Source organism: Eudoraea chungangensis (assembly GCF_029360665.1).
GTDB lineage: Bacteria > Bacteroidota > Bacteroidia > Flavobacteriales > Flavobacteriaceae > Eudoraea > Eudoraea chungangensis.
In genome coordinates, this window is sequence record NZ_JARDUB010000002.1 from 321,578 (window position 1) to 347,807 (window position 26,230).

Sequence of the window (26,230 nt, forward strand, 5' to 3'; positions counted from 1 at the left end):
GTGCCGTTTTGCCTTAAATTATTTTTAAAAATGTCCGGAATATTTACTTTGAAATAGGCATCACTAACATTAATCTAAATGCGCGAACCTTACCATAGCTTCTTTAAGTATAGTTTGGGTAGCAGTTGCCCCACTTCTGTGGCATCCAATCTCTTTAACAGCTAATAATTGGTCCAGGGTTCTAATTCCTCCAGCGGCTTTTAGTTTTACATCTGGGCCAATGCTTTTTTTCATTAGCTTCAATACCGGGAGGGTAGCGCCTTGGTAATTGTAGTCCCCATTGGCCTTTTTAACAAAACCAAAACCAGATGAAGTTTTTACATAGTCTGCTCTGGCTTCTGTACATATTTCACAAAGTCTTATAATATCGCTATCCCGGGTAACAAAATCAGATTCAAAAATTACTTTAATAATGGCTCCATGCTTATGAGCGCAATCGGTCACGTCCTTTATCTCTTTATAAACATAATCCCAGTCGCCCTGCAAGGCTTTTCCAATATTTATGACCATATCAACTTCCACAGCACCATCTCTACAGGCTATTTCTGTTTCAAAAACCTTTACTTCTATGGCTGAATTCCCGGAAGGAAAGCCAATTACACAACCTACTAACACATCAGAGTTTTTGAGTAAGCTTGCGGTTAAAGGAACAGCGTATGGCTTAACACAAACAGAAGCCACCTGGTACTCAACAGCTAATTCACATTCCCTTTTTAGATCTGCATCCGTTAAGGTAGGATGTAATATGGAATGATCAATCATTTTGGCCAGTTCTTTAACTTTACTATGCATATGGTTTTATTTCTATTTTTTTTCAAGATACTATTAGATACACTAACTTGTATGTATAAGTTAAAAATAATAGATTTGATAGAAATGATACCTGTTAAGCGTTGACCTTATGAAGACCCAAACGTATAAATGTGTCATTTTACATTCTCTAAGAAGTGTGAAAGAGATTTGTAAAGTTATTAGATCAAGTCAGATTAGTTTAAAACAGTAATTCCTCCCTTGGGAGGTCATAAAAGTCTATAGAATGCGCACAATTGTTTTTTTTGTTTTACTCCTTAGTCTATTTAGCTGTAATTCGAAGAAAGAAATAAGAAAGAATTTTTATAAGGTAGGTGTTTCTCAAATTTCAATAAATCCAGAGATTGGTTCTTTTATAGCCGGGGACAGACAAAACCGCAAATTTACGGGGATTCATGATTCTCTGTTTGTAAAGGCCATTGTAGTATCCGATTCTATTAGCAGTATCGCTCTTATAACTTTTGATTGTATTGGAATGCTTTACCCTGTATTGGAAGATATTCGCGATGTTGTATCCAAAAAAATTCCCTCTTCAGAATTCGACGTATCCCGAATAGTTATGACTTCAACTCACACACATTCAGGACCAGATGTAGTTGGTATTTGGGGTCCCGATCAATTGACCACAGGTGTGGACAGTCTTTATATGGCCAAAGTGGTCTCTGCTTCTGCAGATGCTATAATGGAAGCATGGACTAATCAAACTAAGGCAAAAGGATATTACGCTGAAAGCGTGTTTGGAGAAGATTGGGTATATAATATTTCCGATTCGTTAAATCTAGATCGTTCTTTAAAAGTTATACAGTTTAAGGACGAAAAGAATAATTCATTGGCAACTCTAACAAATTTTGCCTGTCATCCCACTTTTATGGATGGCACTAATAGTGAAGTGTCGGCAGATTATGTGGCCGGCTTATACACTACTTTAGATACTAATATAGGAGGGGTAAATTTTTTTCTTCAAGGTGCTATAGGGGGTTGGGTACAACCGGAATATGAGACAAAGACATTTGAAAATGCCCTTTATAGGGGTTCTGAGTTGGGGAATGACGTTTTAAAGATGTTGAATGCCCCAAAGACTTTAAATAGTACTGGCTTAAATTTTAGTAGCAAAAAGATCAGACTTCCGGTAAGCAATGAAGGATTTCAGCAGCTAACCTCATTAGGGGTAATTAAGCGCGACATGAAGGCTGGGGTGCTTACTGAAATAGCCCTATTTGGTATAGGGGAAGCACTATTTGTAACTCACCCAGGGGAAACTACTCCAACCCATTCTTTGGATTCAAAGAAATTGATGAAGACCGAGGGTCCCAAATTTATTTTAGGCTTGGGGATGGATGCATTGGGATATATTCTTACGCCGGAATTTTTTGAAAAAGAACCCAGAGTAAAACACAGTAATTATTTAAAGAGTATGTCCATAGACCCTCAGGCTGGACCACTTATTCTGCAGACTATAGAAGAGCTTAGTCAGAACTAAAACTAAATTTTCTTCTTTAGATTTAACGTATATTTAATGTCGTATTTAATTTGTACGGTTTCCTAAATTAATATTCTTAAGTATTTCAAATGCATAAAGCTACTCTAAGGTCTCTTCCATTGCTTTTACTTTTAACCACATGGGTTTTTATTGAACTGAAGGCACAAAACAATCCCAGAGTAGACTGGGAAGAGTTTGATTCTTACTTTCAAAAGATGGTAAAGGATTGGGATGTTCCCAGTGCTGCAATAGGTATTGTGAAGGATGGGGAATTAGTGTTTACGGGTAACTACGGATATTCAGATATAGAAGAACAAACTAGACCTGATAAGAATACCTTATATGCCATTGCCTCAAATTCAAAAGCCTTTACCTCTGCTTTGATAGCAATGCTGGTACAGGAGGGGAAACTAGATTGGAATGATCCGGTTAAAAAATACCTCCCGTATTTTGCTTTATATGATCCATGGGTCAGTGACCATACAACAATAAGAGATATTCTAAGTCACAGAGTGGGTTTAGGGACTTTTAGCGGGGATAATATTTGGTATAAAACAACCTTTAGTTCAGAAGAAATAATAAAGCGGGTGAAGTATGTTCCCAAAGCTTACGATTTCAGAGCAGGTTATGGATATTCTAATTTGATGTATATCACTGCCGGGGAACTAATTAAAGTAGTAACTGGTAAAACTTGGAGCGAAAATGTTCAGGAAAGAATACTAAATCCCCTAGGGATGCACAGAACAATTTCTTCGGTCAAAGATTTAGATGCCAAAGCTAATTATGCTAAACCCTACGCCCGAAAAGAAGGGGTAAATTATGAAATACCCTGGGTTAATTGGGATCAGGTAGCGGCAACAGGCGGACTCATAAGTAGTGTGGAAGATATGTCTAAATGGATGATTTTTAACTTGAATAATGGGGTAATAGGAAAGGATACGCTTCTAAGCTCTAAAAGTCGAAATATGGTATGGACACCACACAACAATAGAAATGTAGACCTTACCAAGACTAATGATTTTAACCGTCATTTTAATGCCTATGGTTTGGGATGGGGTTTAAGTGATTATCACGGGAGACTTAAAGTTGGGCATACTGGAGGTTATGATGGGATGATTACAGCGGTAACCTTAATACCAGACGAAAAAATTGGGATTGTAGTACTTACCAACGGGGTTAAAAGTCCCATTATGGCGGCTACCTACTATGCCTTAGACAAAATGTTGGGTGTTGCTTCGAAAGACTGGTCTGCCGAACATTTAAAAAGTACCAATAATTACAGAGAAAAGGATACTAGAATTAAGGATAGAATTGCGCAAAGGGAGCCGAATACAAAGCCAAATACCCCTCTGCAGAAGTTACTGGGTAATTATGAATCTAAACTCCTTGGAACTATATCTATTGAAAAGGAGGGGGACAAAATTCTATTGAATTTTGATAGGGCACCATTACTTAGAGCAGAATTATCCCATTGGCATTACGATGTATGGCGGATAAATTGGTTAGAGCCGCAGGCGTGGTTTAGTTTTGGTACAATAAAGATTAATACCAATAATAATCTAGAAGTTTTAGGTTTTGATTTTGACGTACCAAATAATGACTTCTTTTTTAAAGAACTAAAACCAACTAAAAAAATATAGTGCTCTAATTAGGGTCTATCTAGATGGGGATACAAGTTTTTTAATCTTTCCGCCCTGTAAATTGAGAGCCCAACTTCAGGATCTTCTAGGGTTAATTCCCAAAGTTTTCTGCTGTTTTCTTCTTTTGTAACTTCTAGTATTCGCGCCCAGTTTCTTCCACCAAAAGTGACTAAGTCTTCACCATTTTCTCCCTTAATTCTACCTCCATCAGTAATAAGAACATTACCAGTTTCAGGCAGATAGTCTGCATCGGATATAAAGGGTGAAACAAATTGCTCGTACTGAGGGCCATAACTCCACAACTCCTCTACTGTGCCTTCTGCTTCATTTACTTTGTATTCTACTGCCCTGCTAAACCTTTCTTCTTTGGGCATCGCTTTGTTGGGAGGTAAACTGCGGGAGCCACCATTGTCGAAAAGTAAGAGGGTTCCCTCAGGTGTAATTTCTAAACCATGTTGATGGTAGGGATAGATAAACGTGCCTAGGGGTTTTAAGAGTTTGTTAGACCAGGGCTTTTTCCAGCCTGTTGGATCACCCAGAATCCATTGGAGTTGTCCGGTCTCCATGTCAACCTTATAAATAGCGCATTGGTAATTAGAGGATACATAAGCGGCGTCGTCTTTTTTGGAATAAAAAATTGCATTGGAATGAGTAACATCGAAAGGGACAGAATCGTACTTATCCTCGTAAACATCATTGTAAAATCCTCTCGTTAAGGATCCGTCTCCTAACCTTCTAATGTCTAGAATATCCGATACAGACCATTTATGTATGGTTTTACCTTCCCTGTCAAACTCAATAATTACATCAGAAGCTACATCTGCTTCGCCAACTTTTTTAGAAGGGGGATAGGCCAATGGGAAGTCAGTATAAGATTTAATCTCCAGGCCTAAACCAAGAAAGTTACCAGAGTCTAATTCTCTGACTTCATGATGAAATACGTCAGTATCAACCGGGATGCTTTCCGGGGCTATATCTCCAAGTGTTGCGCCTTCAGAATGCCACTGTTTTAATATATTACCAAGCATATCCATTTCAAAGACACGCCCGTCTATTTTACCTCCAAAATAAAGATTTCCGTTATGTAGCCTCCTCACCTCATCAATGAAATAATCTGTTTTAAGGTACCAAACTACTTCTCCCTTTTTATTTACCGCAATCGCATAGCCCCAATCGGGATCATCTTCAAACTTGTCTAACCATTTAAACACGGTAAACATGGTTATTCCAGGTTCAACAGTATCGTTAGTACCTTGGGTAAGACTTAGCTTTGGAAAATCTGGGGGAAGAGGGGGAGTCTTAATTTCCTGAACTGGTAATATGGTTTCCTTACCTTTTTCATCTACAAGTGTAGCCGTTACTTTGTGTATTTTATTTGGTGTTAAGCCTAATACCGGATAGAGGTGATTTTTGGAATATGATTCTGCTGGTAAAATCGTTTTTACCTCTCCATCACTACTGACAGATAATTTAATTTTAACCGGCTTGTTTGCTGCAATACTATAGATGCCGGCAAGGGGAGCATTGCTGTTGGGATTTAATTCTAGGGCATAGCTTATGGCCTGAGGCGGCTTTTCACAGCTTCCTAAAAAGGTCAAAAGGGTTACAAATGCCAAAAGAAATGTGGCGGACTTATTAAAAATTTGGATGCCCTTGCTAGAGCTAAGTGTTTTCATTATTAGAAGGCTTGTTTACAGAAAGATACGATATTCAATGGAAAAGAAAGCTAATTGATCAACACTATTCTTTGTTAGATAAATCAAGGGTGTCTGTGGTGCTAAAAAAGGTAATATAAGGTTCCTCTATTCCCTGATCAATACGGAGGCTGGAACTTTTTTTGCTTAAATTTTCTAAACCCTTTGCGCTTATTTCTGTATTCCATAAATAAAGCTGCTTCAAATTTTTGAATTTTTCAAAAAGGGTTAGACTCTTGTCTCCAAGCTTTGTATTATAAACCTTTAGTAGCCTTAATTCTCCGAGAACAGTTAAGGTGTCTAATTGATTATCGGTTAATGGGGTTCCGTCTAGTTCTAGCCTCTCAATGTTTTTGCCTTGTGCCACCATTCCGATCTCGGCTTCTCCAAGGGGTAAGCCGCTCAGATCTAATTCTATAATATTTTCAATTATTGGATGCAGCTTTAGTATTTGATTCGCCTTGTAATGAGGAGGTAGGTAGGCATTAACTACCAAAGCGTTAGACAGGTTAGAAATTCTGTTGATAGTTAGATAGTCTGTATTTAATCGACTTATAGTAGTATCCGCTACCACATTCAGATCAACCCATTTAGCAACCGCTGCTGGTGTCATAAGCTCGTGAATTAATAGAGCCAGCGGTTCTGTCTCCTTTAAATCGTAAAAACGTAGGGTATCAGAGGCTCCTAAGGCAACCCATTCCTCCAAAATATCTATTTCTAGACTACTTGGAGTTTTCTTGCCTTCCGGTGGCATATGTTCTTCGTCTTCTTTTGGAAGTTTTAGTCTCCTGATCATTTCACTTTCTTGGTTGTTAAAGGGGATTATTGCCGGACCTCCATCGCCACCTGCTTCTAGTTCTTTTAGACTGGTCATCAGAAGTCCCCCCTTCTTCTTATTTGAGTTATGACAGGATATGCAGTGCTGGTTTAATATTCTACGAACAATGTCTTGGTAAACCAGGGGGTTTTCAGGAATGTTTTCATAACCCTCCTTTTTTGGTAGAGCTAGAAAATCTTCCCCATGAGTAACCATGCCACCATAATGTCCTGTTCCCAATACCAGAAGAATTATGAGGAGAGGAATAGAATTAGCTAGAAATTTCTTTGCCCTTACTTCTGCCTTAAATGTATGCCAAATGACACTTAATAGAGCCAGTATAGTCCCTAACCACTGATGTCTGCTCAGTAAATCGCCTTTGTCTGAGGCACTTGTTGCCAGAAAAAATCCAGAGATAGCGGTTACTAAAGTTAGAAAAATCGTGACTTTAAATAGGATTGGGGGGATTTCTTTTTTAAGCAAGTTCAGCACTGCCAGGCCTAAAAGCAGAACAATCGGGAAATGTAAAACCAAAGGATGCCATTTGCCAACCCAGCTTAATAAAAGGGGCAGCTGTATATAATCTTCAAAAACAAAGCAAAATATCAGAAATACTGAAAGGCCTAAAACCCAGTAATTGAACCATGAAGAATAAGAATCCTTTGGCATATATCAGGTTAAGAGGTCATTTATAACAGTACCGGCTACATCAGTAAGCCTAAAGCGCCGCCCTTGATATTTATAGGTCAGCTGTTCATGATCTAGCCCCATGGCGTGCATTAGTGTGGCATGGAAGTCGTTAATATGTACTGGATCTTTAATAATATTATATCCAAATTCATCAGTTTCTCCATAACTAATACCGGGTTTAACGCCGCCTCCGGCCATCCAAATGCTAAAGGCCCGGGGATGATGATCACGGCCATAGTTAGAAGGATCAAACTTGCCTTGGCAATAATTGGTTCTCCCAAATTCACCACCCCAGATTACCAAAGTGTCTTCTAACATTCCCCGTTGCTTTAAATCTAATACCAAAGCCGCGGAAGCCTTGTCGACGTCTTTGGCCTGGCCCGCCATTTCATTCGGTAAATTACCATGCTGGTCCCAACCCTGATGATATAATTGTATAAAACGGACGCCGTTTTCTGCCAAACGTCTGGCTTGCAAGGCATTTGCGGCATAGGTTCCCGGGACCTGACAGTCTTCTCCATACAGTTTAATTATATCTTCGGGTTCTTTAGATATATCCATAACATCCGGTACGGACATTTGCATACGATAAGCCATTTCGTATTGGGCAATCCTTGATTCAATTTCGTCGTCGCCAGTTTCAACCTGATGCATTTTATTCAAGGAAGATACCTTGTCTAACAGATGTCTTTTTTCTGACCTAGTAATACCATCCGGATCATTAAGGTATAGTACAGGGTCTTTTCCCGAGCGTAACAAAACCCCTTGGTGTTTAGAATCTAGAAAGCCGCTAGACCAGAGTTTGGAATAGAGTCCCTGACTATTACCTTTTCCTCTTGAGGTAAGTACCACAAACGAAGGAAGGTTTTTATTTTCATTACCCAAGCCATAACTCATCCAAGACCCCATGCTTGGTCTTCCTGAAATTTGACTCCCTGTTTGAAAAAATGTTATTGCAGGGTCGTGGTTTATGGCCTCTGTATGTAGGCTCTTTACAATGCAAATTTCATCTGCTATTTTGGCGATATGCGGAAAGTAATCACTAATCCATTGTCCACTTTTTCCATGCTGCTGGAAGCCAATAGCCGGTGGCATAAGCGGAAATTTATCCTGTCCAGATGTCATTCCCGTTAGTCGCTGTCCATTTCTTATGGATTCCGGAAGATCCTCTCCCATTCGTTTTCGCAAAGTTGGTTTATGATCAAAAGTTTCCAATTGTGATGGAGCTCCGGCCTGAAAGAGATAAATGATCCTTTTAGCCTTAGGAGCAAAATGGGGTATCCCCAGCTCCGTTATACCTGTAGTACTAAGGCTTTGGTTTTTAAATAGGTCCGGTATAAGTAGTGAACCAAGAGCTAGAGAGCCTATACCCACACTTAACTGTGAAAAAAAATGACGCCTGTTTACCTTTAATGGATTTTCCTCTTTGTTTTTTTCTCCTTCCATAGCCTTACTCTTTAGTAATTGTTTCGTCTAAATTATAGATAACCTGTGCCGTTAGCATCAAGGCCGCTGTTTCCGCCAGATCTGTGTTAGCCTTTTTATAATTGCCTATGTCTACTAAGAGCTGTGCCTCTTCAGAATTTTTAGAATACAAGGCCCAGGCGTCTGCATAATAGGCTTCTAAAATTTCTAATTCGTCATGTCTAGGTGATCTTATCAGAATACGTTTGAAAACCTCATTTACCAGGTTTTCCCCAGATTTGCTTTGCGCTATTGTTCTTTGTGCCAATACTCTTGCTGCTTCTAACATTTGTACATCATTTTGCAAGGCCAGTGCCTGTAATGGAGTATTTGTTTTTTGTCTTCGCACTTCACAAAAGTCTCTGGTAGGAGCATCAAAAATTGTCATGTTTGCAGGTGGGAGGGTACGTTTCCAAAAGGTGTATAAAGATCGTCTGTATAACTTGTCGCCCTCATCTGGGATATATTTGGTTAGGATACCTCTATTGCCTCCTGCGTTTGTTTCCTCCCAAAGACCTGGCGGTTGATATGGTTTTACACTTGCTCCCCCAATTTCCCTATTAAGTAAGCCGCTTGTTGCTAAAACATAGTCTCTTATCATTTCTCCACTCATCCGAAAACGAGAGGCTCTGGCGAGATACACATTTTCGGGATCTTGTTCTTTAAGAAGAGGGGTCAATTCTGATTTTTGCTGGTAGGTCGCCGAAAGCATGATTTTTTTCAAGAGATACTGAATATCCCAGTTATTTTCTACAAAGTCAACAGCGAGGTAGTCCAATAATTCTGGATGGGTGGGTAAACTGCCCTGTACCCCAAAATCTTCCACGGTTTCTACTAATCCCTTTCCAAATAACATCGCCCATATTCGGTTTACAAAAACACGTGAAGTTAATGGGTTATTCTTATCCGTTATCCATTTAGCCAAACCTAATCTATTTGCTGAAAAATTTTCAGGAAAAGGAAAGATAGCGTTGGGGGTTTTAAAGGGTACGGAATCTGTTGGACTGTCGTATTCTCCTCGATTTAAAATAAAAGTAGTTTTAGGAGCATTGTCGTTCATGACCATTACTTTTACCTTATTTTCTTCACCAAGGTTTATAAACTGAAGCACCTCTGCCACTTCTTTTTCTGTAATTTCAATCAAGGGAGGGTCTGCGTAAACTTTATCTTTTGCTGCTTGTACCGCGTCCATTTGTAAGCCTTTTTCATCTACTTGATTGAAAAAGGCAAAGAGGCTAAAATAATCCGCCTGGGAAATAGCGTCGTATTTATGATCATGGCAGCGTGCACATTCTAAGGTAATTCCAAGAATTCCTTTTCCCAGAGTGTTTGTTCTATCTAAGACGTAATTAGTTCTATATTCTTCTTGTATTACCCCGCCCTCTTGTGTTATCGGATGGTTTCTGTTAAAACCAGTTGCGAGAATTTGCTCTAGCGTAGCATTGGGAAGCAAGTCTCCTGCCAATTGCCAGATTAAAAACTTGTCGTAGGGTAAGTTTTCATTAAACGCGTGAATTACCCAGTCTCGCCAAGGCCACATCGTTCTATAGCTGTCGTCTTGATAGCCATGAGAATCAGCGTAGCGAGCAACATCTAACCATGCTTGGGTCATTCGTTCCCCATATGCCGGAGATGCAAGGAGATCATCAATTACTTTTTCTACGACATCGCTACTGTCTATTTTAAACCATTTCTGTGTGAGAAGAGGCTTTGGGGGTAAACCTGTAAGATCTAGACTTAGTCTTCTAATAAGCTGAGCCCTGTCTGCTTTTGGGGATGGGCTTAAGCCCTTTTCTTCAATTTTTTGCAAAACAAAATAGTCTATTTCATTTTGTACCCAGGCGGTATTATTAATTGCTGGTAATTCTTGTTTTTCGGGTAAAAGATAGGCCCAGTGCTTTTCAAAATTACCCCCCTGTTCAATCCATTTTTTAATAAGTTTTTTCTCATAATCATTTAAAGCCAATTTGGAATCCGGAGGTGGCATCATTTCATCCGGGTCTTTGGACATAATATGCTCAAAAAGGGCACTTTTAAAAGGCCTGTTGGGAACAATGGCGTAAGAGCCTGGAGTTTCAGGAAGTTCTGCAAAGGCCGCGGTTTCGAGATCCAAACGCAGACCAGCCTTTCTCTTATTGGCATCCGGGCCATGGCAGGTATAACAATTATCCGAGAGAATGGGTTTAATATGAAAATTATAATCTACAGTTTCCGGAAGAGGAGTATTTGTTTCTGATTCTTGCATGCCAAAAATTAGTCCTTTTTGATAGGCATATAATAATCCAATCAAAAGAGTAAGAATTATGGTAAATGCAATTCTGTATTTCATTTTAGGAATTCAAGAAAAAAACTATTTCCTAAATATAGCAAGGATAAAAAAACCGTCCTAATCTGATCTTATCCGAATAGGAGCCAAATAACACATTTTTTTATATTTTCTAATTATTCCGTCAGTAGTATCTAGAATAATCGCCGAGATTTTTACTTCTAATTTCTCTATTTATTCGTACTTTAACATTTCAGAAAATTTATTGCAAACAATCTTAAATTATATAAAATGAAAACTAAGTTACTCGGCGTCATGTCGCTAATTGCCCTGCTGTATAGTTGCAATACAGCGAATGAGAAGGAAAGTATGGATGCATCAGATTCCTATGTTATGGATAGGTCTGTTTTGCCTATTCAACCACCACCACACACCCCCGTTACCATTATGGATGCAAGAGATGCTGATAAACCACCTGTGTTTAGCGTAGAGGCTCCGGAAGGTGCTCCTAATATTGTAGTTGTCTTGATTGACGATATAGGTTTTGGTGCCACAAGTACCTTTGGAGGGGCAATTAATACACCAACTTTTGATAAACTTGCAGACAATGGTTTAAAATTTAATAGATTTCACACTACAGCTCTTTGCTCTCCAACAAGAGCTTCCCTTCTATCGGGAAGAAATCATCACAATATGAATGTTGGTTCGGTAATGGAAGTAGCAACAGGTTTTTATGGAAATCAGGGAATTAGACCAGATAATGCCAAATATTTTGCAGAAACCCTAAGGCAAAACGGGTATAGTACTGCAGCTTTTGGAAAATGGCACGAGACGGCTACCTGGGAAGTCTCCGTATCCGGACCTTATAAGCGATGGCCAACACATTCCGGTTTCGACAAGTTTTATGGCTTTATTGGAGGGGAAACTAATCAATGGGATCCTGTTATTTATGATGGGGTAACCAAGGTTAGTAAGAAAGATGATCCGGACTATCATTTTACAACTGATATGACCAATGAGGCAATAGAATGGGTAAAGTTTCAAAAAGCGATGACGCCTAATAAACCTTTTATGGTATATTATGCAACTGGGGCTACCCATGCACCACATCACGCACCAGATGAATGGATAGAAAAATATAAAGGTAAGTTTGATAGCGGCTGGCAAAAACTTCGAGAAGAAACGTTTGCACGTCAAAAAGAAATGGGTGTTATACCAGAAAATGCTAAGCTGGCGCCTATGCCAAAAGACATCAAAGAGTGGGAGGCCTTATCGGATGAAGAAAGAGAGTTGTTCGCTATTCAGATTGAAACTTTTGCGGGCTTTGCAGAACATACCGACAATGAGGTTGGAAGATTAGTAGAGGCCTTGGAAGATGTTGATGCTTTAGATAATACCCTATTCATTTATATTATGGGTGACAATGGTTCTAGTGCTGAGGGAGGTCTGGAAGGAACGTACAACGAATTAGTGCATTTGAATGGAATCTTTGATGAGGAAACTATTGAGAGTATGCTGGCACATGGAGACGATTGGGGCGGTCCTAATTCGTTTCCTCATATGAGTGCGGCCTGGGCGGTAGCTACAGATGCTCCGTTTAAGTGGACAAAGCAAATGGCAGCCGACTTTGGAGGTACCAGAAATGGAATGGTAATGCATTGGCCTGACGGTATAGAAGCAAAAGGAGAAATTAGGTCGCAATGGCATCATGTTAACGACGTGGCTTCCACCGTACTCGAAGCGGTTAATTTGCCAGAGCCTAAATCAATAAATGGGGTAAAGCAAATCCCTATGGACGGAACCAGTATGATGTATGCCGTGAAAGACAAAGATGCACCAGACCAACACACGGTACAGTACTTTGAAATGTTTGGAAATAGAGCGATTTATAGTAATGGTTGGCTGGCAAGAGTGGTACATATGGTGCCATGGGTTGGTAAACCCTCCAATACCTTTCAGGAGGAAAAATGGGAATTGTACAATATAGAGGAAGACTTTAGTCTAGTGAATAACCTTGCAGATCAAGAACCTGAGAAACTAAAAGAGTTACAGGATTTATTTGAGAAAGAAGCCATTGAAAATAACGTATATCCCTTAGATGACAGATTATATGAAAGGTTTAATGCCGCTATTGCCGGAAGACCTGATTTAATGGGAGATAGAAAATCTTTAACCTTGGCCCAAGGAATGGAAGGTATGTTAGAGAATACTTTTTTAAATGTAAAAAACAATTCAAAATCAATTGTTGCAGATGTGAACCTAGAAGGTAACGACAAAGGAATAATTCTATGCCAAGGTGGTAAGTTTGGTGGCTGGGCACTTTATATGGACAAAGGAAGACCAGCGTATACCTATAATTATTTTGGTTTAGAAAGCTATACCATTACATCTAAAACTAAGATTAAGAGTGATAGTGCAGAGATTAAATTAGAATTTACGTATGACGGGGATGGCCTTGGCAAGGGAGGTACTGCTAAGATTTTTGTGGATGGAGAAGTAGTAGCCGAAGGACGTGTAGATAAAACACAACCAGCGGTTTTTTCAGCGGATGAAACAGCCGATGTAGGAAAAGATGATGCCACCCAGGTAGCGGATAAAGTGTTTAAGGATGTAGCAGATTCTGAGTTTACCGGATATATAAATCAAGTAACTATTAGTATTCCCGAATAATGGGATTTTTTAATCATAAAAAGGCGCTTTAGGCGTCTTTTTGTGTTTCTATATAGTTTATCAACTACTTTTTGTCTTTTACTCCTTTTGCTATATGACGTGTTTTTGGATGCGCCGAAAATCGCATGATACTTTGATAGTCGGAGGTATTATATACATGACTTAACCCCCAATCCAGAATTTGCGTTGGTCTATCGCCTTGAGGTGCAGACCTGTTTAAACCAATGGCATGAGGGGCATTTTTTATAACCGCCTTTATTTCAAAATTTATGCCATCGGCAGCCCATTGAAGAGTGTTTTTTTCGGGCCCGTCTGTCGTAATTAGTGAGGCAATACCCCCGGCATAGGGCCAGACACAGATTTCATGACCACTATTGCTGACAGGATTGTAAGGAGATTTTATATACGGTCCCAAAGGATTATCCGCAATGGCCACACCATGTCTAATTTGTCTTCCTCCAAAAGTGATCTCTTCCCCCATTTGCTCCCCTTTGTAATAAAGATAAAACTTGTTTTTATAAGGTAATATACAGGGGTCGTGAACCTTGTGACTATCAAAATCACCTTTTTTTTCTACCATAAAACGGTTCTGAGATGTTCCCCTCCATATACCGTTATCTGCTGGGCTTAATATCGGTTTGTCTAGTTTATGCCATGGACCGTCCGGAGAATCTGCCCATGCAAGACCCACCTGATTTTTTACTCGGACGTTATAAGGAGATTGAACTGTCTGATAACACAGATAATACTTGTCTTTGTGTACCATAATCTCTACCGTAAAGACCGATCTGTCGTCATAAGAACCTTTTCTCCCGCGTTTAACGGCCATGCCTTCTTCTTTCCATGTCCAGCCATCTTTTGAAGTGGCATACCAAATATCACACCTATCCCAGGGAAAGACTTTCTCTTTTTCTATATTGCCTCCAAATCCCTGGGAAGGCCCTTCACTCTTACTATACCAGACATAGTAGAGGTTATTTGTTTTAATTATGGCACTTGGATCCCTGCGAACCACTCCTTCTTCATAGGCCAGGTCTCCTTTTAAAGGTTTTAAGGAACTAAATTCAAGAAACCACTCATTACCTATTTTGGGCCAAAGCAAGGCTCTTTTTGATGCAGCACTTAGGGAGTCTTTATTAGTAATACCTAGGTGATCTATTTCCTCCTCATCTATTAAAGGTGCTTCTGGCTGCAGTGTCTTTTTTATGGATTTATTCTCATTATTCTTTTCCCCGCAAGCTGTTAGTAGAAAACAAAAGCTAAGTAGGCTGAGAAAGATGTATTTTGACATATTAAATTAGATTGTTTTTAAAGTAATAGTTCTTCGAATATAGAAAATACTAAAGGGATAATTACATATCCTATTGGAGTTACTTTAAACTTTAATTGGGCTATTAATGCTTCCCTTTAGCAAATTTCTTTTGGTTAAAACTTGAGGATTGCCCTATAGGAATGCTTAGGTTCTCCCATGAGGTCTCTTTAATTAACTTGGCTAAATATACTATTTGTCCAATATGATAGGAATAATGAGCAAGTTGCCGATTTATGGCTTCAACAGGACTGTGAGCTTCATTTCGGATATAAATAATAGATTTTAGGTTGTTTTTATCTAGCTGTTCCAGAGCCACAAAGAGACAATCCCAGCCCTCTTCCCATTTTAGAAGAAGCTCTTCTTTAGATTTGATTAGCTCTTCGAATTCTAAATCTCTTTGGCGCCATTCTTTTTCACCGTCTGTGCTTAGAAAATCTGTCCACCTAGATTTCATATTACCCCATAAGTGGTTGACCAAAATACCCAAAGAATTGGAAGTTTCATTTGGCCGCCAAAAGAGTTCTTTTTCTTCTAATTGTTTAAAGGATTTTTCCCCTAGAGATTTATAGTAATGAAACTGCTGTGAGACACTTTTTAAATAATTATGTTCCATTGAAAATAGGATAAATATTTTGTGAGAATATAAAGATAAGGCCTCAAAAGTACAATCAAAAGCATAAGGATAAATCACTAAAAATCATTATATTATAGGATTAATAACCAAAACCAATTCATTATGAAAAAAATTATTTTAAGCTTATTGCTTTTACTTGCTTTTGCAGTAGAAGCACAGGACCAGTACTACACCAATTATAGTTTTGTTGTAGAACCTCAAAACGAGGCAGCAGTTTACAAATTGGTAGACGATTATTATTCCGAGAATAAACCAGAGGGAGTATTTGTTAGACTTTTTGAAAATCATTTTAAAAGTCCAAATAGTAAAGCCACACACATGATTGTCTTTTTAGGATCTCAGGAAGATGTTGGAAACATGTATGCCAGCGGAGATGACAAGTTTCAATTGTTCCTTACTAGACTGAACCAGCATATCAAAGAAGGAAGTGGATCGTCTATGGGTAGGCATCTAGCTCTTTATGGGGATACCTCTGTTCGTTATCCTGCACAACGGATTTATTTGTTGGATGTACAGGACACTAAAACTTTCGACGCAGAATACAACAAATTTCATTCAAAACACAACCCTCCTGGTGTGCTGGTTAATATGGGCAGCACTATTGTCGGTGGAGGTACAGGTACATTTAATCGTTGGGTAATTATTGGGTTTAAAGATATCAAAGCCGCCATGGGAGGTCCTAATGCATTATTAAGTGGGTCGGCGCTAGAGTCTCGTAAAAAGGCATGGGACGAATTTAGAGCTAATGATGGTGGCGTGGAAGTCGTTGGATCAAGTATGCGAATACTCCTAGGAGCTTGGTAGGAAATAAAGTAGAGAAAGAAGAGAAAATATAGATATAATTACAACTTAAACCGACGGTAATTGTTCGTCGGTTTTTGTTTTGTTCCTCCTTATCATCCTATAAGTTATCCAAAGGAATTACAGTAAGAAATTCTATATCCCATCCGGCTTTTTTCGCCCCAGCCTGATAGGTGCTCTCCAGAAAATCTAAAAGGATGCTTCTCGGGCTAGGGGAAGTAAGAAGGTCTTTGTATTTGAGAATGGCCATCGGACTACCATTGGCATCCATCCAAAAAGCCTCTTTTGGTAAAATCGCCTCATTTTCAAGGCCTGGCGGAGACGGTGCGGTATAGGAATAAAAGGCTGGTTCGGGAAGGTTTTCATCTCCTATCCAGAAACCAAAACTTATAACTTCATGGGAGTAGGCATCTTTATCGGAAATTCTTGCATTAGAATCCATTGGGGGAGCCATTTTACCAGAAAATCTGGTTACAGCTAAATCCATATGGTGCCAGTAAAGGTGTACCGGACATGTTTTGCCGTAAAAACGCCCACTAAATTCTTTAAATACAGAATCGACCCATGACATCATTTGCCAAAATTGGTATATGGCATCCCAATGGTAATGGTGGTATTCTGTAATTTCTACGAAAGGTTTGTCAATACCCATGTCCATAGGTTTCTCAACAAATTTTGGATGTAATTCCCACCGCTTTAAAACATCCAAAATATCTGCATAAAAAGTGCCAATGGCATAACCATTTTCTAAAGGGAGAGATTCTATTTCACCGTTGCTATGTATAAGTTGAATAGCTTTTTTATGAATGTTTAGGATTATTTCGAAAGAGCTAAACCCGTCTGTAAGAGGAATAGTTCCTGTAGTAAAACCAAGTGGACTTACATATTCCGTAATATACCACCAGTGGTTTTTTCGTGGGGTGGAAGCGAGTCTTATTTTACCAATTATTTGAAAGATCAGATGAAGGGTGATTCTTGTTTCCTGCCAGTCGTTATACGGAAGATAAGGTAGTTTCATGTTTTCCATTTTTGCCTTCCTCAAGATAGTTCAAAATATTGGAATTATAGAAACTCTGGAAGTAGGAACTACATCTGCCCAAGACTTAGGAGTTAGATACTTCTGAAAGCCCTACTATGTGTCAGACAGCATTTTCTTAAGTAAGACTATTTGACCTAAATGATAATAGCTGTGCTCTATCATTCCCTCCAGATTTCTGCGATAAGAACCATATTTTTCTTCAACAAATTTTTCTTCTAAACGGCTGTCTGGAAGTAGTGCCAGGTAATCAGAAAATTTCTCGGCATTTTTAAAGAGTTCATTTCTAAGACTATGCCATTGTTCCGCGCAGGTGATAGGAGGGAGGTCAAAACTATATTTATCTCGGATTTCAAGTCCACCCCCATCAAATACATTAAGAACTCCTTTTATGTAATAATTGATGTGAAAAGTAAGAAGGGCAATTGAATTTAGCGAACCTATTTTTTTATTTGCCTGCTCCCAACTTAGCCCGGATAATTGATCTTTATAGTTCGTATTGGCTATCCATTTACCTTCTAATATAACATCCCTAAAGCGTTGTGAAAGTTGTTTTGAATTCTCCATGGTAATTGCTCATTAAGTTTTAAGTAGTAGACTCTTTTAAATTGGATATACTAGGGTTGAAGAAGCACTTCAAGCTAAGATACTAAAAAGATAATTTTGGGAATCACTTTCCTTGGGGTTACCATATTGTAGTGCCTAGGTTAGGTGGATGTTATCCATATTAAATAACTATTACTTCTCTTATTTCGCACCCATTTTACATGTACAAAGGCATAATTTTGAAGTGAAATTAAATATAGCACCAAGAGGTAGAATAACAACAATCCCTAATAATCGGCTCTCATCAGGAGTCTTTACAAAGTACAATTAATCAATAAATATTCATCAATCATTAAACAAACAACATCATGAGAAAAGTAAGCTTAACCTTAGTTATCGCCGCTATGCTGGGTGCTCGCAGTTTATTTGCCCTAGAATCCCGTAGCACGGACCCCAAAACCGATCTTTCTACACAGATAGGGAAGTTATTAGAGAAAAATACTTTTGTAATTAAGGAGGCCGACTTAACCGCAGAAGTGCTATTTACTCTAAACAGGGACCATGAATTGGTAGTGATATCCGTCAAAACAGAGGATACAGTCTTGGATTCCTTTGTCAAAGGGCGCTTAAATTACCAAAAAGTGCAGGTTTCCACTTTTAAAGAAGGAAAAATGTTTAAGGTACCAGTGCGTGTAAAAGGATAATAAAATTAGGCAGAAAGATAAAAATCCTGAAGTAATTCAGGATTTTTTTATGTACTTATAAACCAATATAATAAAATCTAATGGTAAAAAACAGTCATGTTCAAAAGATACATCTAACAACAACAAGGATTTATTTAACCGTATTGCCGGTTTTTAACTGCGTTACACGTTTCTGAATCTTTTCTAGAACTACCTTATGCGAATACTGCGAACAATGACCTTCCATAGGGGAAAAAACAATTTCAGCATCAGACTGAGGGTTTTGTGTTTCTTCCAAAAAATCTGCAAACGCACGTGTTGCAGGATTTAAATAAAAGTGATCCATGTCACCCATCCAGATATAAATCTTCCCTTGTATTTTTGGGCCTAATTCTTCCCAGTTCTCCTTGGCGTGAATTTTGAAATCGTATTTTTTCCAATGTTTTGCGACTACAGAATCAATAACTCCGGTTGTTGGGTCTATTAGTGGCTGAGGTAGGCCATTGCTTCCTTTTGGACTATATAGGGCGGTATGCGCACTAAATTGGCCACCTGAATTCAGATAGGTATTGGAAGATCCCAGCACGTTTTCGTACTGAATAAACTCTTGGAGGCTTAACATTGGTTCTCCCATTGTAGATCGCATAACCGGCCTCTTATACCCATATTCGTTTACATAAGCATTTTCGTCTTTGTAAATATTTATCAATTGATAGTTTTCAAATTCTACCGCATCCGGGCTATATGAATATACTCCGTTAAAAGTGTCTGGATAGTATAGTTGCAGCCCAAGGGAAACCCAACCTCCTGTAGAACAACCATCCACAAAGCGCATTGTAGCATCGTTTGTACCTCTGTACTTAGACTCAATAAAGGGAATAAACTCTGTAATGAGAGCCTCCCCATAAGGACCGCTATTTTCAGAATCCATTTGATAGGAGTCTCCGAATGGGCCTTCACCATCCAGGAATACCGTAATTATTTGCGGTGCTTCGGACGAATTCCACCATTTCATAAAATTTTCACTGCCAAGCATATAGTTTATTCTGGTGTATCTGCCGCCATAGCCTGCAACATTGTATCGGATAGGATATTCCTTCTTACTGTCATAGTTATGTGGCAGTAAAACAGAGGCTTTTAAATGAATAGGTTTTTTCCACCAAGCCGAGAGAACTTCACTTTTCATATCCACTTCCTTAGCCAAGTTGTGTTCTATGATATTCCTTTGCCCAATAGAATTACTTAGGGTTAAATCTATTTCCATGGCTTGTTCCATGATAATCTTTTGCGTTTCACTATATAGATTTCCAGGAGCGTCTATTCTAGATTCGTCAAAATCCTGATCCCATAAGATTTGCACATAATATTCTCCGGCAGGGACTTCATCTAAAGTCCAATCTACAGTACTGATCCAATCTTTAGCATGTTTTACATCTAGCGTTTTTTTAGGATTAAAGGCGCTGATATTTTTCGCAAAAATATAGGTCTTATTGGTTGGACTTGGCCAGGTTTGTGTACGAGGTTCGTCATTTGGGTTTGTAGAAAGGAAAAGATAGAATCTACCGTTTTCCTTAAAATTCTCTTTTAAAGCATCGTTTACATTAACTTTTACGGAAAATGGGAAAGATGCTGTTTGAGAATTAATATGGGTTACCGTTAGGAATAATGCAATTGCAAATAAGTTGTATTTCATTAGTGGTGCGTTTAAAAGCTTAGGAACGGTTAAAATACTAATAATAATTTCAATGGTTCAAAGTAGCTGCGGATTGGATGCCGGCGACTCGATTTATACAGTTTTGTACTAAAACGTAAAGCCGTTTAAGACCAATAGGGAGATTGTCAAAACAAATGCCGTGTCTTCGAGAAAAATTTTATGGAGTATTTATTTATTTTTGAAGCCAAAATAGCTGCCACTAAAATTTATGAACAATAAAGAATCAATCAAGAAAATTGTAATAGGAAAGGGGTCTTTTATTGAGCGCAGTTCTGTATGGCGGTTGTTGAAAAAATTAATTCTATTTACGATATTCTCATTAGTTGTTAATCATTTAGCTTCGCCAGAGAGTTTTCCAAATGGTAAATCCTATAGATTTCCCATGGAAGGTTTTTTGTCTACCATAGTTTTATGTATCCTTATAGGAATCATAGCAGAATTTAATTTTAGATACTACCGAAAAAAGTATTTCTCTAAAAAGGTAGAAGTCGCCTCTATCTCCTGGTATATGATCTCGACTCTAGCTTATATAACCCTAATATATGTTCCACTAGGAATTGTATTAAATAAAATTGCAGGAGGGGAAACACAGTTTTATTATTTGTTGACAGGATTAATAATTACTTTATTACTAAGTTTAGTTCTAATTAGTTTGGCCTATGCCCAGGATATATACATTTTATATAGGTTGTCCTTAAAAGATGCTGAAATTAGAATTGAAACCGCAGCGAAAACTACAAAACTTACCTATGAAAACATAGCTTGTTTTTATAGCGAAAACAAGGTGGTATATACGGTTCAAAATGATGGCACCTCCATTACAACCAATTTTACATTAAACGAGCTAGAGGAAAAAATAAACGATCAATTATTTTTTAGAGCCAACCGACAATTTATAATTCATAAAGATGCCGTTGACCAAGTTGAAAAGATTGAAAATGGCAAACTACGTATTCGCTTAAAAGTGGATATTGAAAATGATGCAATAGCTAAAATCAAGATAAGTCGTTATAAGCGAAAAGCGTTTATGAATTGGTTTCAATAAGGGAGAATTCTAACGATCTACTATTCAGTTATAAATTTAGTACCATTCAGTAAAAACATCATTATTTAAAGGGTTTTTCAGGGATCTTAGTCCTTATTTAGTTTTGAATTTAAAACCAAAAAATAATGAATAACCTCAGTTTAAAACAAAACGCACTTCCGTTAATTACCCTAGTAATTATTTGTTTCATGTACTTTGGTCCGGTCACCAGAACCATTTTTGAAAATATTATTATCTCGATAATAATAATAATTGCTAATTATATAGAATACAAAGGAAAGCCCTTTTCCGCACTTGGGTTTTATCGAAATAGGTTTACTGTAAAAAACATATTTGTCTTTGCTCCTTTGGTTGCATTTGGCCTGTTTGTTTTTTACGTCTTTGTCATAGTTCCCGGAATCGAGATGCTTACCGGCGTTCCAATTGATTATTCCAGTATGGGTCAATTAAAGGGGAATCTTCTAACTACAATTAGCTGGGTATTAATAGTGTGGATTACCGCTGCCTTCGGCGAAGAAATTATTTTTCGGGGATATTTTATGCGACAGTTTGTAAAATTCTTTGGAGAAAGCAAAATTAGTCTTCTGATTAATATTTTAATCTTTTCCAGTTTTTTTGGCTATATGCATATGCAACAGGGAATTACCGGACAAATTGTTGCTGGGTCTACCGGAGCATTATTATCCCTTATATTCTATCTGCGTAAATATGACTTATGGTTTAATGTTATGGTACATGGTTTTTTTAATACCCTGGGTCTACTCAGTTTCTACTATGGTTTGGCGTAATAAAACCAGAACCAAGCTATTGAGTAATGGTATTTGTGATTTTAACTTTTATCTAGTTTTAGGAAAAAGATAGTGATGTTACTGTAGTGTTACTATTAACAATTTAAAACCCTAAAAATCATATGATTAAAAGGTTTTTTAAGTACTCGAGGCGGGAATTGCTCATCGTAACGACTCGCGGGTCCCGCCCGAACTTGTTGAAGATTAAAACTAAAGCCATAGGCTATAATTTTTGTTTTCTCATTTCTATACGCAAACAAGTTTTACAAATTATTCAAAAATAAAAAACCAGTGCATTTGCACTGGTTTTTATCTATAAGTACTCGAGGCGGGACTTGAACCCGCACGGCCATAATGGCCATTGGATTTTAAGTCCAACGTGTCTACCAATTCCACCACTCGAGCCTGTGCTGTCTTTCCGACAGAACATGAAAAACATTAAATTTTAAATGTCTTCCGAGCGAAAAACGGGATTCGAACCCGCGACCTCCACCTTGGCAAGGTGGCGCTCTACCAGCTGAGCTATTTTCGCAATTCTCTTAAGAACGTCGCCTCTTCTCACAGACGAGGAGGCAAATTTAATACAATTATATAAAACGCAAAGAACTTTCTATTAAAAATACCATGTTATAATTACAAGACCAATATTGGGATCATTTAATTAGATACTGCTTAGTTTGAACCATTCAAAGAGCGTAGTTAAGAAGTGGCTTTTTTACTTTTAGAGAGCATCCTTTTTATCTCGTTCAATTTCATTAATGCCTCTACTGGTGTGAGTGTATTTATATCTAAGTATTGTATTTCTTCTTTTATTTGTTCTAACAAAGGGTCGTCTAAGTTAAAGAAACTAAGTTGTAAATCGTTGGGGATGGTCTGTAGCTTTTCCGTAAGTTCTTCACTGGAGTGGGATTTCTCTAACTTTTTCAGGATTTTTTCAGCTTTTTTAATAACCTGTCCCGGCATACCCGCCATTTTGGCTACATGAATACCAAAACTGTGTTCACTTCCACCAGGCACTAGTTTTCGCAGGAATAACACATTGTCTTTTACCTCTTTTATGGATACATTAAAATTCTTTATCCTGTCAAAGGTATTTGCCATTTCATTTAGTTCATGATAATGTGTGGCGAATAGTGTTTTGGCTTTTGCCGGATGCTCGTGCAGGTATTCTGAAATAGCCCAAGCAATTGAAATACCGTCATAGGTGCTTGTACCCCTCCCAATTTCGTCTAATAAAACCAAGCTTCTCTCGGATAGATTATTAAGAATCGAGGCCGTCTCATTCATTTCTACCATAAAAGTGGATTCTCCCATGGAAATATTGTCACTAGCGCCTACACGGGTAAATATTTTATCTACCAAACCAATTCTGGCCTCCTCCGCCGGAACGAAACTACCCATTTGTGCCAGAATGACGATTAGAGCAGTCTGTCTTAAAATGGCCGACTTACCACTCATATTTGGGCCAGTAATCATTATAATTTGTTGGTTTTCCCGATTTAACAAAAGGTCATTTGCAATATAGGCCTCTCCTAAAGGCAGGTTCTTTTCTATCACCGGATGCCTTCCATTTTTTATAAAAAGTTCTGTACTATCACTTAAGACGGGCTGAACATAATTGTTCTCTTTTGCCAATTGGGCAAAACCACATAAACAGTCTAATTCTGCCGCTATACGGGCATTTTCTTGTACTGGTTCTATATACTCTTGTAACCAAACCACGAGCTGTGAAAAAAGTTGCTGCTCTAAATGCAGAATTCTTTCTTCAGCACCTAAAATCTTAGTTTCATATTCTTTTAGCTCTTCCGTAATATAGCGTTCGGCATTTACTAAAGTCTGTTTTCTAATCCATTCTGCTGGTACTTTGTCTTTATGGGCATTTCTCACTTCAATATAATAACCAAAAACATTATTGGAAGAAATCTTAAGAGAGGTAATTCCGGTACGCTCTGTTTCTCTATCTAGCATTTTAGCCAAATGATCTTTTCCGTTGTGTGCCAAAGTTTTTAGCTCGTCTAGTTCTTCGGAATAGCCAGCAGCAATAACGTTGCCTTTTAAAATGTTTGCCGGAGCTTCTTCCTGCAACATTTCTTTTATTCTATTTCGTAATTCCTCACAGGGATTAATCTTATTCCCTAACTCCTCCAAAACTTTAAAATTACTACCCAATAAGATCTGTCTTATGGGCACCATTACTTCTAAAGAGTTTTTTAAGTGTATAGTTTCTCTAGGACAAACTTTGCCAGTAGCTACTTTGGAAATAAGCCTTTCAATATCCGACATTTGTCTGATGGCGTTTTGCAATTTGGACAAGCTGGTCTCAGAATCAAAAAGATGTGCAATTATTTTATGCCTGTTTCTTATTTTCTCCATGTTTTTTAAGGGGAGAGCAAGCCATCTTTTTAACTTTCGAGACCCCATAGGAGAAAGGGTTTTATCTATTACCTGCAAGAGAGATATAGAATTTTCATCCTGCTGGTATAGCTCTAGATTTCTACTGGTAAACCGATCCATCCAAATATATTCTTCTTCTGCTACCCTTTGTAAAGAACTGATATGTCCTAATTGGTTATGGCGTGTTTCCGATAAATAATGCAAAACTACTCCCGAGGCGATAATGCCGTGCTTTAAATGGGTAATACCAAACCCTTTTAAAGATGAAGTCTTAAAGTGAGAGGTAAGTGTTTCGTTTGCATAGTCTTCCTGAAATACCCAGTCTTCCATAAAAAAATGGTGGAAGCGGTTACCAAATAACTCCAGAAATTCTTTTTTATGAACTCTGGAAACTAATAGCTCGTTAGGATTGAAATTCTGTAACAATTTGTCTATTTGTTCAAAATTCCCTTCGGAGGTCATAAATTCTCCAGTAGAAATATCCAGGAAGGACACCCCCATAAGACGATTTCCGAAATGTATGGCGGCTAGAAAGTTGTTGGCTTTGGCATGCAGTATGTCATCGTTTAAGGCAACACCGGGAGTTACCAATTCTGTAACCCCCCTTTTTACGATACTCTTCGTTAATTTGGGATCTTCTAACTGATCGCAAATCGCAACTCTTTGCCCTGCTTTTACAAGTTTTGGCAAGTAGGTTGGCAGGGAATGGTGGGGAAACCCTGCCAACTCTGTCTTATCTCCTCCGTTATTTCTATGAGTAAGAATAATCCCCAATATACCCGCCGCCTTCACAGCATCTTGCCCAAAGGTCTCATAAAAATCCCCCACTCTAAATAGCAGTAGCGCATCAGGGTACTTGGTTTTTATACTCTGGTATTGTCGCATTAAAGGCGTTACCTTCTTAACTTTTTTGGATGAAGACAAACTGTTTATTTTTCTAGATTAGACCACTGAAATGTAGTAAAACGAAAATACTATTTTTCCTCTGGTTTCTTCCTAGTTGTTAATATTTTGGGATAACTTCGCCTTAGATATCTAGGGTGTTAACAAGCGGAAATTACCTTAGAACTGGTATTATACTTTAATTATCGTTATGCGTAAACTTTTAAATAGTGAATTAGACAGGCTAGAGGTTGCCAGTTTTAAGGCGGCAATTAAAACACCGCTAATAGTGGTTCTGGATGATGTTAGAAGTCTAAATAATATCGGGTCTGTTTTTAGAACAGCAGATGCTTTTTTGATTGAGAAGATATACTTATGCGGCATTACCGCTTGCCCTCCCCATAAAGACATTCATAAAACTGCCCTTGGCGCTACTGAAAGTGTCTCTTGGTCCTATCACCCCAATGCCCAGGAATTATTATTAGAACTAAAAAAAGACCATCAGTGTTTTGCCGTAGAACAAACGAAGCAGTCTATATTTCTAAATGATTTTAAACCACTTGCAGATAAATCTTATGTTCTGGTCTTTGGAAATGAGGTAAAAGGAGTTGCTCAAGAAGTAATAAACCAATGCCATGGGGTTATCGAAATTCCTCAATATGGAACCAAGCATTCGCTGAATATTTCTGTGAGTACGGGAGTAGTACTTTGGGATTTTTTCTCTAAACTGAAAGGAGGAGAATAGGACTGTTCTGGGATTTACAGACCTTATAAAACGAAAAAACCCCTGCGTATAGCGGAGGTCTTTCCTATATAGTTTGAGTTAGTTAGTTTCTCAAATTGATGGGTGCAATTAAGCAATTC

19 protein-coding genes and 2 tRNA genes are annotated in these 26,230 nt (G+C 38.2%); 8 read left to right on the forward strand and 13 right to left on the reverse strand.

Features of this window, described 5'->3' with window-relative positions:
• Positions 1–69: 69 nt before the first annotated feature.
• The gene (gene deoC, locus PXG98_RS06035) at positions 70–792 is read right to left on the reverse strand and encodes a deoxyribose-phosphate aldolase (RefSeq protein WP_276389596.1); all 723 of its coding nucleotides are present in this window, start codon (positions 790–792) and stop codon (positions 70–72) included.
• 244 nt (positions 793–1,036) lie between these two features.
• Between deoC and PXG98_RS06040 the strand changes: the two genes are divergently transcribed.
• Positions 1,037–2,290: a neutral/alkaline non-lysosomal ceramidase N-terminal domain-containing protein gene (locus PXG98_RS06040; RefSeq protein WP_276389597.1), complete on the forward strand. Its 1,254-nt coding sequence runs from the start codon at positions 1,037–1,039 to the stop codon at positions 2,288–2,290.
• A gap of 89 nt (positions 2,291–2,379) precedes the next feature.
• Complete coding sequence (locus PXG98_RS06045) at positions 2,380–3,930, forward strand: serine hydrolase (protein WP_276389599.1); 1,551 nt, start codon at positions 2,380–2,382, stop codon at positions 3,928–3,930.
• Positions 3,931–3,938: 8 nt separating this feature from the next.
• On the opposite strand, the gene PXG98_RS06050 is transcribed toward PXG98_RS06045, so the two are convergent.
• From PXG98_RS06050 to PXG98_RS06065, 4 genes are all read right to left on the reverse strand, one after another.
• On the reverse strand, positions 3,939–5,606 hold the full coding sequence (locus tag PXG98_RS06050; RefSeq protein WP_276389600.1) for an aryl-sulfate sulfotransferase: 1,668 nt from the start codon (positions 5,604–5,606) through the stop codon (positions 3,939–3,941).
• A gap of 64 nt (positions 5,607–5,670) precedes the next feature.
• Positions 5,671–7,110 (reverse strand): c-type cytochrome domain-containing protein, encoded by a 1,440-nt coding sequence (locus PXG98_RS06055; RefSeq protein WP_276389601.1) that lies wholly within the window; start codon positions 7,108–7,110, stop codon positions 5,671–5,673.
• A gap of 3 nt (positions 7,111–7,113) precedes the next feature.
• Positions 7,114–8,577, reverse strand: a complete 1,464-nt coding sequence (locus tag PXG98_RS06060) for a DUF1501 domain-containing protein (RefSeq protein ID WP_276389602.1) — start codon at positions 8,575–8,577, stop codon at positions 7,114–7,116.
• 4 nt (positions 8,578–8,581) lie between these two features.
• Positions 8,582–10,924 carry a PSD1 and planctomycete cytochrome C domain-containing protein gene (locus tag PXG98_RS06065; RefSeq protein ID WP_276389603.1) on the reverse strand — a complete coding sequence of 781 codons (2,343 nt, stop codon included), beginning with the start codon at positions 10,922–10,924 and terminating at the stop codon, positions 8,582–8,584.
• Between the two features lie 228 nt (positions 10,925–11,152).
• On the opposite strand from PXG98_RS06065, the gene PXG98_RS06070 reads away from it, so the two are divergent.
• On the forward strand, positions 11,153–13,531 hold the full coding sequence (locus PXG98_RS06070; RefSeq protein ID WP_276389605.1) for an arylsulfatase: 2,379 nt from the start codon (positions 11,153–11,155) through the stop codon (positions 13,529–13,531).
• A gap of 64 nt (positions 13,532–13,595) precedes the next feature.
• Here PXG98_RS06070 and PXG98_RS06075 read toward each other — a convergent pair whose 3' ends face one another.
• Together PXG98_RS06075 and PXG98_RS06080 are read right to left on the reverse strand one after the other, a co-directional pair.
• The gene (locus tag PXG98_RS06075) at positions 13,596–14,822 is read right to left on the reverse strand and encodes a glycoside hydrolase family 117 protein (RefSeq protein WP_276389607.1); all 1,227 of its coding nucleotides are present in this window, start codon (positions 14,820–14,822) and stop codon (positions 13,596–13,598) included.
• A 103-nt stretch (positions 14,823–14,925) separates the two neighbouring features.
• Positions 14,926–15,456 carry a DUF1572 family protein gene (locus PXG98_RS06080; RefSeq protein ID WP_276389609.1) on the reverse strand — a complete coding sequence of 177 codons (531 nt, stop codon included), beginning with the start codon at positions 15,454–15,456 and terminating at the stop codon, positions 14,926–14,928.
• Positions 15,457–15,579: 123 nt separating this feature from the next.
• Here PXG98_RS06080 and PXG98_RS06085 point away from each other — a divergent pair, with 123 nt between their 5' ends.
• The gene (locus PXG98_RS06085; RefSeq protein ID WP_276389610.1) at positions 15,580–16,281 is read left to right on the forward strand and encodes a hypothetical protein; all 702 of its coding nucleotides are present in this window, start codon (positions 15,580–15,582) and stop codon (positions 16,279–16,281) included.
• Between the two features lie 97 nt (positions 16,282–16,378).
• On the opposite strand, the gene PXG98_RS06090 is transcribed toward PXG98_RS06085, so the two are convergent.
• The gene (locus tag PXG98_RS06090) at positions 16,379–17,296 is read right to left on the reverse strand and encodes a DUF5996 family protein (RefSeq protein ID WP_276389611.1); all 918 of its coding nucleotides are present in this window, start codon (positions 17,294–17,296) and stop codon (positions 16,379–16,381) included.
• 114 nt (positions 17,297–17,410) lie between these two features.
• Entirely contained in the window at positions 17,411–17,881 is a 471-nt protein-coding gene (locus PXG98_RS06095; RefSeq protein WP_276389612.1) for a DinB family protein, read from the reverse strand.
• A gap of 347 nt (positions 17,882–18,228) precedes the next feature.
• On the opposite strand from PXG98_RS06095, the gene PXG98_RS06100 reads away from it, so the two are divergent.
• Positions 18,229–18,564 carry a hypothetical protein gene (locus PXG98_RS06100; protein WP_276389613.1) on the forward strand — a complete coding sequence of 112 codons (336 nt, stop codon included), beginning with the start codon at positions 18,229–18,231 and terminating at the stop codon, positions 18,562–18,564.
• Positions 18,565–18,694: 130 nt separating this feature from the next.
• Here the strand turns inward: PXG98_RS06100 and PXG98_RS06105 are convergent, their stop codons facing one another.
• Positions 18,695–20,236: an alpha/beta hydrolase-fold protein gene (locus PXG98_RS06105; protein WP_276389615.1), complete on the reverse strand. Its 1,542-nt coding sequence runs from the start codon at positions 20,234–20,236 to the stop codon at positions 18,695–18,697.
• Between the two features lie 229 nt (positions 20,237–20,465).
• On the opposite strand from PXG98_RS06105, the gene PXG98_RS06110 reads away from it, so the two are divergent.
• A complete protein-coding gene (locus tag PXG98_RS06110; protein WP_276389616.1) occupies positions 20,466–21,302 on the forward strand; it encodes a LytR/AlgR family response regulator transcription factor in 837 nt (278 codons plus the stop codon).
• Positions 21,303–21,427: 125 nt separating this feature from the next.
• Complete coding sequence (locus PXG98_RS06115) at positions 21,428–22,090, forward strand: CPBP family intramembrane glutamic endopeptidase (RefSeq protein WP_276389617.1); 663 nt, start codon at positions 21,428–21,430, stop codon at positions 22,088–22,090.
• Between the two features lie 320 nt (positions 22,091–22,410).
• Here the strand turns inward: PXG98_RS06115 and PXG98_RS06120 are convergent.
• The 3 genes from PXG98_RS06120 to mutS form a co-directional block, all read right to left on the reverse strand.
• A tRNA-Leu gene (locus PXG98_RS06120) sits at positions 22,411–22,495 on the reverse strand.
• 54 nt (positions 22,496–22,549) lie between these two features.
• A tRNA-Gly gene (locus PXG98_RS06125) sits at positions 22,550–22,622 on the reverse strand.
• Positions 22,623–22,789: 167 nt separating this feature from the next.
• The gene (mutS, locus tag PXG98_RS06130; protein ID WP_276389833.1) at positions 22,790–25,369 is read right to left on the reverse strand and encodes a DNA mismatch repair protein MutS; all 2,580 of its coding nucleotides are present in this window, start codon (positions 25,367–25,369) and stop codon (positions 22,790–22,792) included.
• Positions 25,370–25,577: 208 nt separating this feature from the next.
• Here mutS and PXG98_RS06135 point away from each other — a divergent pair, with 208 nt between their 5' ends.
• Positions 25,578–26,111: an RNA methyltransferase gene (locus PXG98_RS06135; protein WP_276389618.1), complete on the forward strand. Its 534-nt coding sequence runs from the start codon at positions 25,578–25,580 to the stop codon at positions 26,109–26,111.
• Positions 26,112–26,230 lie beyond the last annotated feature (119 nt).

What these genes read in the sequence shown, in the direction of transcription:
- PXG98_RS06115 (WP_276389617.1), top strand. Translation starts at nt 21,428, where the DNA reads ATGAATAACCTCAGTTTAAAACAAAACGCACTTCCGTTAATTACCCTA.
- PXG98_RS06045 (WP_276389599.1), top strand. Translation starts at nt 2,380, where the DNA reads ATGCATAAAGCTACTCTAAGGTCTCTTCCATTGCTTTTACTTTTAACC.
- PXG98_RS06105 (WP_276389615.1), bottom strand. Translation starts at nt 20,236, where the DNA reads ATGAAATACAACTTATTTGCAATTGCATTATTCCTAACGGTAACCCAT.
- PXG98_RS06095 (WP_276389612.1), bottom strand. Translation starts at nt 17,881, where the DNA reads ATGGAGAATTCAAAACAACTTTCACAACGCTTTAGGGATGTTATATTA.
- PXG98_RS06100 (WP_276389613.1), top strand. Translation starts at nt 18,229, where the DNA reads ATGAGAAAAGTAAGCTTAACCTTAGTTATCGCCGCTATGCTGGGTGCT.
- PXG98_RS06060 (WP_276389602.1), bottom strand. Translation starts at nt 8,577, where the DNA reads ATGGAAGGAGAAAAAAACAAAGAGGAAAATCCATTAAAGGTAAACAGG.
- PXG98_RS06080 (WP_276389609.1), bottom strand. Translation starts at nt 15,456, where the DNA reads ATGGAACATAATTATTTAAAAAGTGTCTCACAGCAGTTTCATTACTAT.
- PXG98_RS06050 (WP_276389600.1), bottom strand. Translation starts at nt 5,606, where the DNA reads ATGAAAACACTTAGCTCTAGCAAGGGCATCCAAATTTTTAATAAGTCC.
- PXG98_RS06070 (WP_276389605.1), top strand. Translation starts at nt 11,153, where the DNA reads ATGAAAACTAAGTTACTCGGCGTCATGTCGCTAATTGCCCTGCTGTAT.
- PXG98_RS06055 (WP_276389601.1), bottom strand. Translation starts at nt 7,110, where the DNA reads ATGCCAAAGGATTCTTATTCTTCATGGTTCAATTACTGGGTTTTAGGC.
- mutS (WP_276389833.1), bottom strand. Translation starts at nt 25,369, where the DNA reads ATGCGACAATACCAGAGTATAAAAACCAAGTACCCTGATGCGCTACTG.
- PXG98_RS06075 (WP_276389607.1), bottom strand. Translation starts at nt 14,822, where the DNA reads ATGTCAAAATACATCTTTCTCAGCCTACTTAGCTTTTGTTTTCTACTA.
- PXG98_RS06085 (WP_276389610.1), top strand. Translation starts at nt 15,580, where the DNA reads ATGAAAAAAATTATTTTAAGCTTATTGCTTTTACTTGCTTTTGCAGTA.
- PXG98_RS06040 (WP_276389597.1), top strand. Translation starts at nt 1,037, where the DNA reads ATGCGCACAATTGTTTTTTTTGTTTTACTCCTTAGTCTATTTAGCTGT.
- deoC (WP_276389596.1), bottom strand. Translation starts at nt 792, where the DNA reads ATGCATAGTAAAGTTAAAGAACTGGCCAAAATGATTGATCATTCCATA.
- PXG98_RS06110 (WP_276389616.1), top strand. Translation starts at nt 20,466, where the DNA reads ATGAACAATAAAGAATCAATCAAGAAAATTGTAATAGGAAAGGGGTCT.
- PXG98_RS06090 (WP_276389611.1), bottom strand. Translation starts at nt 17,296, where the DNA reads ATGAAACTACCTTATCTTCCGTATAACGACTGGCAGGAAACAAGAATC.
- PXG98_RS06065 (WP_276389603.1), bottom strand. Translation starts at nt 10,924, where the DNA reads ATGAAATACAGAATTGCATTTACCATAATTCTTACTCTTTTGATTGGA.
- PXG98_RS06135 (WP_276389618.1), top strand. Translation starts at nt 25,578, where the DNA reads ATGCGTAAACTTTTAAATAGTGAATTAGACAGGCTAGAGGTTGCCAGT.